Source organism: Chryseobacterium sp. RLHN22, assembly GCF_051011795.1.
Classification (GTDB): domain Bacteria; phylum Bacteroidota; class Bacteroidia; order Flavobacteriales; family Weeksellaceae; genus Chryseobacterium; species Chryseobacterium zhengzhouense.
On the sequence record NZ_JBPCHW010000024.1, the window covers coordinates 16,429 to 30,593 of the forward strand.

The 14,165-nt window shown below is 33.3% G+C and carries 12 protein-coding genes and 1 pseudogene; 2 read left to right on the plus strand and 11 right to left on the minus strand.

Features of this window, described 5'->3' with window-relative positions; genetic code table 11:
- Positions 1-85: 85 nt before the first annotated feature.
- Positions 86-2,665 carry a tetratricopeptide repeat protein gene (locus tag ACR1PN_RS17975; RefSeq protein ID WP_433981150.1) on the plus strand — a complete coding sequence of 860 codons (2,580 nt, stop codon included), beginning with the start codon at positions 86-88 and terminating at the stop codon, positions 2,663-2,665.
- Positions 2,666-2,680: 15 nt separating this feature from the next.
- Here the strand turns inward: ACR1PN_RS17975 and tsaB are convergent, their stop codons facing one another.
- From tsaB to rpiB, 11 genes and pseudogenes are all read right to left on the minus strand, one after another.
- Complete coding sequence (gene tsaB / locus ACR1PN_RS17980; protein ID WP_433981151.1) at positions 2,681-3,364, minus strand: tRNA (adenosine(37)-N6)-threonylcarbamoyltransferase complex dimerization subunit type 1 TsaB; 684 nt, start codon at positions 3,362-3,364, stop codon at positions 2,681-2,683.
- Between the two features lie 53 nt (positions 3,365-3,417).
- Positions 3,418-3,849, minus strand: a complete 432-nt coding sequence (locus tag ACR1PN_RS17985; RefSeq protein WP_433981152.1) for a hypothetical protein — start codon at positions 3,847-3,849, stop codon at positions 3,418-3,420.
- Between the two features lie 37 nt (positions 3,850-3,886).
- A complete protein-coding gene (locus ACR1PN_RS17990) occupies positions 3,887-4,639 on the minus strand; it encodes an SDR family NAD(P)-dependent oxidoreductase (protein ID WP_433981153.1) in 753 nt (250 codons plus the stop codon).
- Between the two features lie 93 nt (positions 4,640-4,732).
- Complete coding sequence (locus ACR1PN_RS17995) at positions 4,733-5,104, minus strand: YraN family protein (RefSeq protein WP_378182699.1); 372 nt, start codon at positions 5,102-5,104, stop codon at positions 4,733-4,735.
- Between the two features lie 6 nt (positions 5,105-5,110).
- Positions 5,111-5,599, minus strand: a complete 489-nt coding sequence (locus tag ACR1PN_RS18000; RefSeq protein ID WP_433981154.1) for a hypothetical protein — start codon at positions 5,597-5,599, stop codon at positions 5,111-5,113.
- Between the two features lie 2 nt (positions 5,600-5,601).
- Positions 5,602-6,528 carry a S66 peptidase family protein gene (locus tag ACR1PN_RS18005; protein WP_433981155.1) on the minus strand — a complete coding sequence of 309 codons (927 nt, stop codon included), beginning with the start codon at positions 6,526-6,528 and terminating at the stop codon, positions 5,602-5,604.
- Positions 6,488-7,210 carry a LysE family translocator gene (locus ACR1PN_RS18010; RefSeq protein ID WP_378182690.1) on the minus strand — a complete coding sequence of 241 codons (723 nt, stop codon included), beginning with the start codon at positions 7,208-7,210 and terminating at the stop codon, positions 6,488-6,490. Before ACR1PN_RS18010 ends, ACR1PN_RS18005 begins: the two co-directional genes overlap by 41 nt.
- A gap of 219 nt (positions 7,211-7,429) precedes the next feature.
- Positions 7,430-9,580 carry a ribonuclease R gene (gene rnr, locus ACR1PN_RS18015; protein ID WP_433981156.1) on the minus strand — a complete coding sequence of 717 codons (2,151 nt, stop codon included), beginning with the start codon at positions 9,578-9,580 and terminating at the stop codon, positions 7,430-7,432.
- A gap of 579 nt (positions 9,581-10,159) precedes the next feature.
- A pseudogene (locus tag ACR1PN_RS18020) lies at positions 10,160-10,418 on the minus strand (thrombospondin type 3 repeat-containing protein); the annotation flags it as partial.
- Positions 10,419-10,557: 139 nt separating this feature from the next.
- Entirely contained in the window at positions 10,558-11,286 is a 729-nt protein-coding gene (locus tag ACR1PN_RS18025; RefSeq protein WP_433981157.1) for a hypothetical protein, read from the minus strand.
- Between the two features lie 296 nt (positions 11,287-11,582).
- Positions 11,583-12,017 (minus strand): ribose 5-phosphate isomerase B, encoded by a 435-nt coding sequence (gene rpiB / locus ACR1PN_RS18030; RefSeq protein WP_378182678.1) that lies wholly within the window; start codon positions 12,015-12,017, stop codon positions 11,583-11,585.
- A 788-nt stretch (positions 12,018-12,805) separates the two neighbouring features.
- Here rpiB and ACR1PN_RS18035 point away from each other — a divergent pair.
- Positions 12,806-13,996, plus strand: a complete 1,191-nt coding sequence (locus tag ACR1PN_RS18035) for a phosphoglycerate kinase (protein WP_433981158.1) — start codon at positions 12,806-12,808, stop codon at positions 13,994-13,996.
- The last annotated feature ends 169 nt before the right edge of the window (positions 13,997-14,165 follow it).

Consider the following 14,165-nt stretch of genomic DNA (forward strand, 5'->3'; position numbering starts at 1 on the left):
TATTTTCAAAATAAAATTTTATTATTTTTACAAAATCATCAAACTGCTGATAATAAAAAGTAAATTAGCGAGTTATATTGAAATAATGAAAAAGATTCTATTACTCCTTTTAACCGCAATTGTTGTCGTTTCCTGCAGCACGAAAGTGAAAAAACCGGAAGCGAGATCGAAGTTTTTAAAAGGGTTTTCAACATATTACAATACACTTTTTAATGCAAAAGACGCATTGAACAGTGAATTTACAGAGAGAGATAAAGCACATAAGGACAACTTTTATGCGCCGTATATTCCGATTTTAACCTACGAAGAGCAACCTTTAGGGAGTGATTTGGGACAGTCTGCTGCTTTTGCCGAAAACTCCATGAAAATGGCAGAAGTAAACCGACCACAAACCAACGGAAGAACGGGCCCCGGAATGCCATCAAATGGTCCCGGAATGCCTGGAAATATACCACAGGATGCCAATAACCCTGAAGCAGCAAAAGGAGCATCAGTATTAGAAATTGCCGAAGCAAAAGCTTTAAAAGCCATCAACAAATATTCTGTTATCAGAAAAGGCGAGGAGAAAAATAAAGTGATTTTTGACGCGTATATCATTTTAGCACAATCAAGAATTTATCAGGGGAAAGCGGTAAAAGCGCTGGATGCACTCAATTACGTTTTCACCCACATGAAGGAAGATAAAAGACTTCCTTTGGCTCATATTTATGAAGCTTTGGCTTATTCACAGATCAAAAATTACCATAAATCTGACGAGATTTTTGATAAAGTAAAAAGTGAAAAATTAAGCAAAGATCATGAGAAACTTCTTAGTATTTACTATGCAGAATCTCTTTTGGATCAGGGTAAAAAAGAAGCTTCTGTAAAAGAACTGGACCGTGCGTTTGAATTAAACGGAAACAGAAAACTGAAAAGCAGAATTGCCTATTTAAGAGGTCAGGTTTTACAGGAATTGGGGAAATCAGAATTAGCCAGAGAAAGTTTTGTCTCCGCTTACAAATATGCTAATGATTTTGAGTTTGAAGTAAAATCACAAATTGAAATTGCCAAAACATTCAATGGAAGAGGAAATTACGAAGGGGCAAAAGATTATCTTGAAAATATAAGTAAAAAAGGAACCTACGGCTCCAGAAAAAATGAGTTTTATTATGCTTTAGGGCTAATGGCTACTAAAGCAGGCAAGAAGAAAGAAGGCCAGGAGTTTTTCAGAAAATCATTGCTGGAGAAAGTTTCTGACCCTCAGGTAAGGGGTTTGACTTATTATGAGATAGGAAGAGATTATTTAGACCGAAACGATTACATCGGAGCAGGAGCCTATTATGATTCAGCTTTAGCTTCAATGACCTACCAACCTTCAAAGATTTTGTTGCAGGATCAGTCGAACTACATCAAGAAGATTTCAAAAAACTATTATTTAATCAAGAAAAATGACAGCATCCTTTCATTGGCAAAAATGACCGATACCCAGAAAAACGATTATTTTTCAAAATATATAGCAAAATTAAAACTCAAAGAAGAAAAAGAAGAGCTTGAAAGAAGACGTGCCGAAAGAAGCAAAGGTTTTGATTCCGGAGATTACAATGCCAATTCTTTGTTTGCCAACAGCGGAAATTCCTTTGAAGATTTCGGAGTTGCGCAAAAAGGTTTTTACTTCAGCAATACAGGTACGGTAAGTAAGGGGACATCAACGTTTAAACAGGTTTGGGGAGACAGAGCTTTGGTCGACAACTGGCGCTATTCTAAAAAAATGGCAACGATTGAAGATATGAAAAATGAGGCTTTAGGAATTACTTCAGCACCGAACCCGAGACGTTTTGAGCCTTCATATTATATCGAACAGATTCCATCTGACGCTGGAAAATTATCTCAGCTCAAAAAAGACAGAGATACTGCTTCATTAGGCCTTGGAATCATGTATCAGAATTATTTTACCAATACTTCTTTAGCTACAAAAACGCTTTATGATCTTGTAGATGTAAAACCTGAAGAGAAAGTAATGTTACAGGCCCTGTATGAGATCTTTGCCATGAATTACGAGAAAAACCCGCAGATTGCAGCCAGAGCGAAGCAGATTTTATTAACAGATTATCCTTATACTTCCTATGCAGAATTCGTAAGAAATCCTAAGAATAACTCTTTTGTGAAATCTTCTGAAGAAGTTGAAAACGAATACAAAATGGCTTATGCCCTCTACGAATCTGAAAAATTTACGGAAAGTCAGGGGAAAATAGATCAGGTAATCCTTAAATATCCGAAAGATGCCATGATTCCGAAACTGAATCTTCTTAATGCCTTCAATGCCGGAAAAACAAGTGGGAAAGAAGTGATGATTCTTCAGCTTGAACAGATTGTTCTGAACTACGCCAAAACTCCGGAAGGACTAAAAGCCAAAGAAATGCTTAATTACTTAAAAAGTGACCTTGCATTCAAAGCGACAGATAATAAAGGAAATACGATACAAAATAGCCCTTTCAATGGACCCGGGAAGCCTTCTAATATTCCTGAAAACAATCAGAATAATATTGCTCCCGGGAATAATCAAAAGCAGATGAATAATGGCAGCCAGATGATGAACAATAGTCCTCAGAACAATAACGGTATGAAAAAGAGTGTTCAGATGCAAAAACTTGAAGCTCCTGTTGAAGCACAGCCAGTGAAAAAATAAAAGAAAAGCGAAGACTTACTCTTCGCTTTTTTGTTTCTTTTTTACCCCATGAAAATCTTTTAGATAAAAAGGCTCGAAATAAGCAATATCTTCAAACTCTTGTTTTTCTATTTTCTCTAAAGTTTTCTTTACCAAATATTTTGCGGAAGGGTAGATGTCCGCTTTAAATTCAGCATTGGGAAGCTGAAGAACATCTTTAGCTTTTGAAGCTCCATCTCCTACAAAAAGTATTTTTTTTCCTTTAAATTCTTCAAAAGCACTTTCATCAAGAATTTTTGCTTCTGTTGGCGAGATCTCATTTCCTGTCTGACCATCATAAACGGCCGTATAAACCTCCATTCTCCTTGCATCGACTAAAGTAATGATATAATCAAAATTTTGCCCTAAAAACGGCTCAATCATACTTTCCATAGAATTGACTGCGAGCAAAGGAATTTTCAAACCATAACAAAACCCCTTTGCTGAGGCTGCTCCAATTCTCAATCCAGTATAAGAACCAGGACCTTTTCCTAAAGACACCGCTTCAATGTCTTTCATGGTGAGTTTTGCACCTTCCAAAGCCCATTCTACAAAAGTGTGTAGTGATTCGCTCTGTTTGTAGTTTTCTGAAACTTCTTCACAAACACATAAAAGTTTTTCACCATCAGAAATGGCTACCGAACAGTTTTTTGAGGAAGTTTCGAGATATAATATTTTCATTTTTAATTAAATTTTTAAACAGCAATTCGAGCTTTTGCTTTTATTGTGCAAATTTATGGCTTTATTTCCACACTTTGCCGGCTCCACAATTTCCATTCAGATCTGTTTTTAATCCAGATTTCAAGTAGCGATAAATTCATTTCAAAATCTTGATTTTTATACAAACCTGAAACTTTTATTTTCCTTCTGATGCTGAATGTATTTTTTAATTTCTTAATTTCTGAAACTTCAGTTTGCTTGATTTCTTTGTAAACAACTTTTTTCGAAGTAAAATCTCTTTTAAAATCATTCAGATTCTGAATCCATCCATTTGAATGACCGAAAGAAACATCAGGCTCAAACAGATTCAAGATTTTAGAATCATTATTTTGCATCAGAGAATCCAGTTTTGCAGTTTGAGAAAGCAATTTCTTTTCCTGTCTTGAATAATTCTGAGAATATCCAAAAGCACAACAAAAAAGGAATAGGATAGGGAAGGACCTCATTTTCAAATGTTCAGATTAAATCATTTTTAAACTGAAATTATCCTTTTCTATAGATTGTTCTTGGCTCACTCTGAGCACTCGGATAAATTGCCATATCTGAAACCGTTACATGTTGTGGCGCATTAATACAATAGGCGATTGCATCGGCAATATCTTCGGCTTTCAAAGCTTCATAACCTGCATAAACGGTAGCAGCTCTTTCCTGATCTCCTTTAAATCTAACGAGTGAAAAATCAGTTTCTACAGCTCCCGGTTGAATATTTGTGACGCGAATTCCAAATTCTGTTAGTTCAATTCTCATACCTTCAGAAATTACATCAACTGCTTTTTTGGTAGCACAATACACAACTCCGTTCGCATAAGTCTGCCTTGCAGCAACCGAACTGATATTGATAATCTGTCCCGAACTTCTTTCTTTCATCATTGGAATAAGTGTTTTTGAGACGTATAAAAGTCCTTTTACATTTCCGTCAATCATATTATCCCAATCGTCGGTACTCCCTGCTGAAAGAGGCTCTAAGCCATGTGCATTTCCTGCATTATTGATGAGAACATCCACATTTTTCCATGCTGAGGGAAGAGATGCAATAGCTGTTTCCACCTCTTTAAGATTTCGAACGTCAAATTTTAAACTAAAAATTTCGGTTAATTCTGATAATTCTGTTTTTACTTTATCTAAGACTTCAGATCTTCTTCCGCAAATGATGATCCTGTTTCCTTGTTTTGCTAAAAGTTCCGCGGTTGCTTTTCCTATTCCGGAAGTCGCTCCGGTGATGAGTATTGTTTTCATAAAAAAATTTCATTTTTAAATGTAGCAATGTATTCATGTAAAAATTTACCAATAATTGTTACACTGTTAGATTACTTAGATTGATACATTTGATTAATTTGCATCAAATGCTTCAAAAGCATTCTCAATATGTTCTATTTCTAATTTTCCGGTTTTGTCAGGAAGAACAGAAATTATATCAAATCGTACTTCCTGATCCTTGCTAAACTCTTCCATAAAATGATTGGCAGCTGAAACAATTGATTTTATTTTCCCTTTAGTAACCGCTTCTTGGGGTAGAATGAAAAAATCTGTAGACCTGGCTTTTACTTCAACTACAATAATCAGATTATCTTTTTCGGCAATAATGTCCACTTCATTTTTCTTGAAACGAAAATTTCTCATAAGAATTTTATACTCATTTTTAAGTAAATATTCCGCTGCAAGATTTTCTGCTTCTTTTCCTAATTCGTTGTGATCTGCCATAAAAAATTATTCTTCTTCCCTGATTAGATTATCATGAGTTTCGTCGATCCAATCTAAAATATTCTGATGAAATTTCAAAAAAGACAACTCTTGCTCTGTTTTCAGTAGTTTTTTGTTGAAATACCAAGGATTAACATTAACAGAATATTTATTTTCATTAAGAAAAAATGTATAATATTCATTTCCAATGTCGTTTGGTTCATATTGCTTTTTTTCTTCTTCAGTAAGTTCAGGATATGTTCTTTGTATTTTAAAGTTTTTAAAAGATAAAAGTTTTTCGATATCATAAATAATCTTTTTTGGAAGTTTACCATTAATTTCCACATGATTTCTTAAAGATTTATAATACCTTTCGTCAAAAGGTCTACCATCTGGTTTTTTGTGATAGAAAATTTCAAATCTGAATTCAAAATTTTCATATATCAATATATCAACGGTTCTTAATTTCCCTGTTAAGGAAGGAGAATAGTTGTATTCTATTATGATACTTTTCACTTTTAAAACTCAAGCTTTACCTTATCCTCAACCTTTACCGTAATCTCACTCCCAATAATCAACGGTCGGTTGTCCTTAATATGACCATTCGGGAAACCAAAAATCACAGGAAAATTGTACTTTGAAATTCTGTCTGAAATCAATTGATAAGCAAATTCATCGAAGCTTTCTTCGTATTGTTGATTGTCTTTTTCATCGCCCATGTTTGTCATTCCGCCGATGATTAATCCTTTAATTTTTTTGAAAACTCCGGCTAATTCGAGACTCATCATCATTCGGTCCAAGGCATAGAAATTTTCGCCAATATCTTCGATAAATAGAATTTTGTCACTAAAATTAAATGAGTATTTGGTTCCTAAAAGAGCATAAACTAAGGCTAAATTTCCTCCAATCAATTCTCCTTCAATATTTCCTTGCTTATTAAATTGATGCGATTTTAAGCTGTATTTTGGCTTTTTACCTTTTAAAATATCAAAAAGCAAAGCGTAACTTTCTTCAGTCACTCCAAAACTCGAAGTTTTAATGGTTTGGCCGTGAATCGAAGCAAATCCTTTTTTCAGCAGATAGCTTTGGATCACTGTATTATCAGAATAGCCAATATACCATTTCGGATTTTTGGTAAATTCTTTTAAGTTTAAACCTTCCAATAAATGCTGGCAACCATAACCGCCTCTTGAAGCCCAGATTGCAGAAATTTCGGGATCATTTAATGCCCAGTTCATATCTTTTAACCTTTCGGCTTCGGTTCCTGCGTAATTGTAGCCGTTTGAAAATTTAGTATAAAGATTTTCGCCTAAAACTGGTTCATAACCTTTAGACTTAATCATATCCAAACCTTTTTCCAATTGAGATGGTTCCACAGAACCTGCAGGAGAAATGATGGCAATTTTATCGCCCTTTTTTAGGGGTTTCGGGAATATTTTTTCCATTTGTTTTTTTGAATTTTACTTCTTTTTTCTCTGCTTCTTCCAATTGTTTATCAAACTGGTTAAACATTTTAAAACTCTGAAGGAAGATGAAGAAACTGAAAATAATCAGAACAACACCAACGCCTTTTCTGATATTGTTTGCCAACTTTTGGGTCAGTCTGTCGTGAAACTGTTTAGCCAGAAATATTTTAAGAAAATCAATCGCAAGATAGGTTGCAATCACGATTCCGAGATAGAAAATAACGCTTTCCGTATCCGGATATTGATTTCTCACGCCAATTACCGTTACCAACCAAAAAAGAATAACCCCGACATTCAGAAGATTTAATAAAAACCCGTTTAGAAATGTTTTAAAGTAATTCTGGCTGATAAGTTTTTCTTCACCGGGCATATGCATTTTGGTTTTTGTAACCAGCATGATAATTCCGTAGGTAAGAATAAGAATGGATGTAATTCTGTAAAATCCGGGATGCTTGTCGATAAGCTGTACAATATCTGCACTGGCGTAATAAGCCGCAATAATACAAAGCAAGTCTGCCGTAATAACGCCAAAATCAAGCGCCAAAGCATGTTTTGGACCTCTTGTGAAGCTGGTTTCGATCAACAGGAAAAAAATCGGCCCGATAAAAACGAGACTCAGCATAAAGCCTAAACCAATGGCAGAAAGTATGAGTTCAAACATTAAAAATTTGTTTCAAACCCAAATTTAAAGATTATATTTTTATTGGAGTTTCAAATAAAGAATTTATTAGGTTTTGAATTGAATTAATTTTTAAGTTTCTCGCTGATTTTGCAGATAAAACAAATCTGCACAATTAGCTTAATCTGCGTGAAATTAACTTTTAAAAAACAAAAAAGACCGCAAAATTGCAGTCTTTAAATATTATTTAAGTTTAAAATTCTATTCAACAATCTTAAAATCAAGCTGTTTTGCAATTAAATTAGCTTTCACCACTTTAATTTTAACCTGATCTCCCAATTGGTAACGGTTTCCTGTACGGTTTCCATAGACAGCATGAGTCGATTTGTCATAGGTGTAAGAATCGTCCATCAAATCTCTCAATTTAATTAAACCTTCTGCACCGTTCTCAGGGATTTCTACCCAGAAACCAAATTCTGCAACTCCGGAAATAACACCCGTGAAAGTTTCTCCCAAATGTTTTTCCATGAATTTCACCTGCATAAATTTGATGGAATCTCTTTCTGCATCAGCTGCCAAACGTTCCATTGCGCTGCAGTGTTTTGCTTTTTCTTCCAGCTCATTTCTGTCAGGAGACTTTCCTCCATCCAGATAATGCTGCAATAATCTGTGAGCAAGCAAATCCGGATAACGACGGATAGGAGAAGTGAAATGCGAATAATAATCGAATCCTAAACCATAGTGACCAATCGGTTCGGTAGAATAGACTGCCTTACTCATACTTCGCATCGCTAAAGTTTCAATCATATTTTCTTCGCCTTTTCCTTTCACATCTTTCAATAAAGTATTTAAAGATTCAGCGACTTTCTTGGTATTTGCTAAATCCATTTTATATCCGAAGGTAGAAACAAAATCTCTTAACGCTTCCAGTTTTGCCGGATCCGGATCGTCGTGAACTCTGTAGATAAAGGTATTTCCGTTTGGTCTTCCTTTTTTCAGCGAAACAAATTCAGAAACTTTTTTATTTGCCAACAACATAAATTCTTCAATCAAATGATTCGAATCTTTGCTGATTTTAAAATAAACTCCTATCGGCTGATTGTTTTCATCCAAATTGAAACGAACTTCGCTTCTGTCAAACGTAATTGCACCATTTTTAATACGTTCGCCACGCATAATTTTAGCTAATCTGTCCAAAACATTGATTTCCTCTTGTAAATCGCCTTCTTTAGTCTCAATTCTTTCCTGAGCTTCTTCATAAGTAAATCTTCTGTCGGAATGAATCACGGTCCTTCCAAACCATTGCTTCTGAATTTCTGCTTTGTCATTTAATTCAAAAACTGCAGAGAAAGTATATTTATCTTCATTTGGACGAAGTGAGCAAACATCGTTACTCAAAACTTCCGGAAGCATCGGCACAACACGGTCAACTAAATAAACTGAAGTTGCTCTTTCGTAAGCTTCATCATCTAAAATAGTTCCGGGAACCACATAATGAGAAACGTCTGCAATATGAACCCCGATTTCCCAGTTTCCGTTTTCCAACTGTCTGATCGATAATGCATCATCGAAATCTTTAGCATCTTTCGGGTCAATCGTAAATGTTAAAACATCACGCATATCCCAACGTTTTGAAGCTTCTTCATCGGTAATTCTGCGGTCGATTTTATCAGCATCTCTTTCCACTTCTTCAGGAAATTCGTACGGTAAACCGTATTCTGCCAGAATAGAGTGGATTTCGGTTTCATGTTCTCCAGGATTTCCTAAAACCTGGAGAATTTCTCCTTCAGGGTTCTTATCTCCGGGTTTCCATTCAGTCATTTTTACGATGACTTTATTTCCGTTTTCGGCTCCGTTTATTTTCCCTTTCGGAATAAAAATATCAGTGTTAATCGTCTTTTTATCACAAACTACAAAACCGAATTCTTTATGAGCAACCAATTGGAAAGTTCCTACAAATTCTGTTCTTTTTCTTTCCAGAACTTCCAAAACAGAACCTTCTAACTTTTTGCCTTTGAAATTGTAGGTTACGATTAAAACTTTATCTCCCTGTAAAGCATCTTTTACGTTCTTTGAATGAATGAAAATATCATCTTTCAAATTCTCAACTGTTACGTAAGCATTTCCGCTTTGGTTGAAATCGATTGTACCTGTTAAAGTTCCGGCAATATTAAGGTTGATGCTGAACTTGCCTTTTTCGGTTTCTTTAATTCTCTGGTTTGCCAAAAGTTTATGCAAAGCCTGAATTACCATTTCTCTCTGTCTGGGATTTTTGTAATCAATCCCGTCTGAGATTTGTTTGTAATTGTATAGTTTGGTTTGATTTTGATTCATAAATCTCATAATCAGCTTACCGATTTCCATAAGTTTATGATCATTTTTCTGACTTATATATTTTTTCTTTTTTGCCATTTTTTAATTTGATTGTATAAAGATATTTCCTTTAGCTTGTAATCGGAAATATTTGTGTTCTAAATCTGAATTTTCATTGATCTTAATAAAAATTTCATCATTTTCTTCAAAGAAGATGTAGATATGAAAGTTTTTGTAAGGATTAATTTCTTTACTATTTAATTCTTTAAAATTATTTTTCGCGTTGTAAAAAGTCATTCCATTACTTCTTTTAGAATAAATCTTTTTAAACGACTGAATTTTTTTGTTTACACCTTCATTTTCGCTGTATGGAAAAACGATTTTTGAAGGAAATTTATTTACAAATTTTTTGAAGTTATTTTCATTCCAAAACAATTCTGAAGCCAAATTTACTCTTAGATTTAAAGGAGAATAATCTGCTCTATCTTGTCCGCAACCTGCCATTTGAGAAAAGCTCGCGATTTCCAAGGTAATCATTCTTGATTTAAATTCTTTTAAATCTATTTTGCTAAAGATAAAATCTGCCAGTTTTTCATAATTAACATTTTTTGTTTTGTCTAAAAATTTCTTTTTTACATCATCCAATTCTTCTTTTGAATAACTGTGACTTTGATAAACCTTGGGGCAACCTTGTTCTTCAGCAAGACCCGGAACTGTAGGACACGCATCATCTTTATCTAGAATTCCGTCTCCATCTGTATCCGGCCAAGGACAACCATTATTTTCTTCGGGTCCTACAACCGTGGGGCATAAATCATCTTTATCTAAAACAGCATCCCCCATCTGTATCCGGCCAAGGACAGCCATTATTTTATGCAGGTCCTGCATCTTTTGGACATTGATCTAAATAAAACAAAACACCATCTCTATCTTCATCCGAAAGACAAATCTTCTTGCTGAATTCTTTTCTGCATTTTTTGAAAGATTCTTTGTCAATAATTTCCTGCGAACTACAACACAGAAAAAGAAATAGGAAAAAGAATGTATAATAAAATTTCATAGTTATACTTTATAGTTTATTTATTCTTTAAAAACTTCCACTTTCCATCTTTAAATTGATATCGATTATCAATTCTATTCAATTCTTGTCTTTCATTTTTTAAAATAACTATAACATTATAAACATTATTTTTTCCATTTACAACAGGAGAAATATTCATCTCTAATTGAAGATAATCCTCAGATATTATTTTATTTTTTTGAAGATGAATTTCTAAATTTTCAGTGGGTTTATTATCGGAAGAATAATAAAATTCTTTTTCTAAATTATTCAAATCCCAATAAATTCCTTTATAAAGAGGTTTAATATTGTTGTTTTTAAGATAGTTGTTTTCATCATACATATTTTGTTCAAAAGATGAAAATGGCAATCCTACTAAGGGAATAATTGCTTTATTATCAAAGAATTTTTGAATTTTCAGATAATTATTTTTCATCCAGACTTTCGCAAAAACTTCATTTTGAATATGCTTTTCGTAATGTTTACATTTAAAATAAGAATCGTTTCCACAAACAGAAAAAATCGTTTTATAATCAGGATTTAAAATTAATATTTTTCGATTATCTGACTTTAGTTGCTGTATTTCTTTTAGTTGTAATATTTCATCAAAAAGTCCTTCAAAATTCAATTTTCTAAGTTCTTTAGATTGCTTTTCATAAAAAGTTTTTTCTTCATCATAAATTTTCTGACAACCTAGTTTTGGATGTCCTAAAATCACAACGTCCTCAATTTTATAATTATTCACGGAATCTTTTTCCTGTGCCTGAAAGCACAAAAAACTTAATAATGACAAAAAAGAAAATACAAATTTCATTTAAAGTTTAATTCTTTAATCAAAAAACATCAATTCCATCTAAATTTTTATAATGGAAGTTTCAGTTAAATTTAAAACAAAAAAGTGGAGAAGGAGAGATAAACTTTCTATTGGGACTTCGAAAGTTTTTACGGAATCAACAGTCAGGTAGTTTCTGTTGGATGATGCAAAGATATAAATAAAAAAATAAATAAGGCTTGTAATTTGATTTACAAGCCTTTATCAATTTAGCAGAATGCAATTTTGTCTACTCGGTTTTGGTGTCTTCCTCCTTCGAAATCGGTTGAAAGAAATTGATTAACAATCTCTATTGCCAATTCTTTTGCAATGAATCTCGCAGGGATAGAAATCATATTCGCATCATTGTGCTGTCTTGCCAATTCTGCAATTTCGGGCATCCAACATAGTGCACATCTAATTTTCTGATGTTTGTTGGCCGTAATCTGAACTCCGTTTCCGCTTCCACAGATAAGAATCCCCAATTCGTTTTCACCATTTTCCACTGAAGTTGCTGCAGGATGTACAAAATCAGGATAATCAACAGAATCAGTAGAAAAAGTTCCAAAATCCTGAACATCAAAATTTTCTTCCAGATGCTTCTTTAGAATTTCTTTGTATTCAAAACCGGCGTGATCTGCTGCAATAGCAATTTTTCTTTTCATTTTTACTTTTATTTACTCCTACAAAGTTACGTTAATCTTATTCAATTTTGTTTTACTCAATCTAAATCCTATTTATAAAAACATTTCATTCCATAAAAATTGCTCACTTCGTATTTAATGAATTCGCATTTAAAATAGTAACGAAAATCTCTTTATCATATAATTCATTGATTTCCATTAAACTACATTTCATTATCCATAATTTCTATTATTGTTAATTAAATTCTAACAAAATGTTAAAACCATTGTGAATAAGTGTGGAAAACTTTGTTAAAAATAATATTTTTTTTCTTCTGAAAAATTAGTAATGAAAGTTACTTCCAAAAAATTGGCTTAAAATTTTCTAAAACTTTTATGGGAGAATTCTTTGGCTTTTCCATAAATCGGTTATTCATAATCGACATCGTGGAAAAGTTATCAATATTTGTTAGTAAGTAATCGAAAAATCAGATTTACAGTATTTTATTTTGTGAATTAAATATGAATTGCAGATAAATTCTGTGTTATGAAGTTTTCACTTTAAAGTTATCCCCGAAACTCACAATACTCAACAACAGTATTCATTCTTTATTTTTAAAAAAAAGAAATTAGTGTTGATTAATGAGTGGTGGGTTTGTTCAGAAAATTTTGAAAACTTTTGGAGGATTCAATTTTTTACGAGATTTTAAAATCTTACATTTGTGAAACAAAAAACAAAAGAATTTAAGAAATCAGCCTGCCTCTACAGTTTTCAATAAACTGTTCCGCGCAAGTTGATTTAATGACTGCAGAAATTAATAAAAGTACATATGAAAACAATCAATGATTTCAATTTCAATGGTAAAAAGGCTCTGGTAAGAGTAGATTTTAATGTTCCTCAGGATGATCAGTTGAAAGTAACAGATAATACAAGAATAGTAGCTGTAAAACCAACAGTTGATAAAATTCTTAAAGACGGAGGATCTGTAATTTTAATGGCTCACTTAGGAAGACCAAAAGGTGAAGTTAAAGACGAATTTTCATTAAGACATATAGTAGAGGAAGTTTCTAATGTTTTAGGGCAGGAAGTTAAGTTTGTAGATGAATGTGTAGGGGAGAAGGCAGAAAAAGCTTCGGCAGAACTTCAGGCTGGAGAAATTCTTTTATTAGAAAATTTACGTTTTCATAATGAAGAGGAGAAAGGAGATGATGGATTTGCTGAACAGCTTTCAAAATTAGCTGATGCGTATGTGAACGATGCCTTTGGTACAGCGCACAGAGCACATGCTTCAACAGCAGTAATTGCTAAATTCTTTCCTTCAACTAAATTTTTCGGTTTATTGATGGCTAAAGAACTTCAGGCAATTGATAAAGTATTAAAAAGTGGTGAACGTCCTGTAACTGCGATACTTGGTGGATCCAAAGTTTCTACTAAAATTACAATTATAGAAAATATTTTACCAGCAGTTGATAATTTAATTATCGGTGGCGGAATGGCATTTACTTTCATTAAAGCTCTTGGAGGTAAGATCGGAACTTCTCTGGTTGAAGAAGATAAATTGCCTTTAGCTCTTGAGATTTTAGGAAAAGCTAAAGAACATAATGTAAAAGTTTATCTTCCATCTGATACGATCATTGCTGAAAGTTTCAGTAATGACGCTGACAGAAAAGAAGTAGATATCTATGCGATTCCAGAAGGATGGATGGGATTGGATGCAGGTCCAAGATCAAGAGATCAGTTTAATGATGTTCTTTTAAATTCAAGAACAATTCTTTGGAATGGTCCGATCGGAGTTTTTGAAATGTCAAACTTTGCCGAAGGAACTGTTGCTCTTGGAGACAGTATTGCTGAAGCGACAAGACAAGGAGCTTTCTCTTTAGTTGGAGGAGGAGACAGTGTAGCTTTCGTAAAACAATTCGGCTATGGAGACAAAGTAAGCTATGTTTCTACCGGAGGTGGAGCAATGCTTGAAAGTTTGGAAGGTCTAGAACTTCCCGGAGTTGCTGCAATTAACAACTAAATTTTAAAAAAATATTAAAAGTCTGCTATTTTATGGCAGACTTTTGTTTTTCTATTCCAAATTTCCAAAATTCATTTGGTGTATCTTTAATTTTGACTATTTGCTTTGCCTAAAAAGGTATTTTCTTGAAAATTTATACGTTTTCACAGTCTCTTGTACTGTATTATTA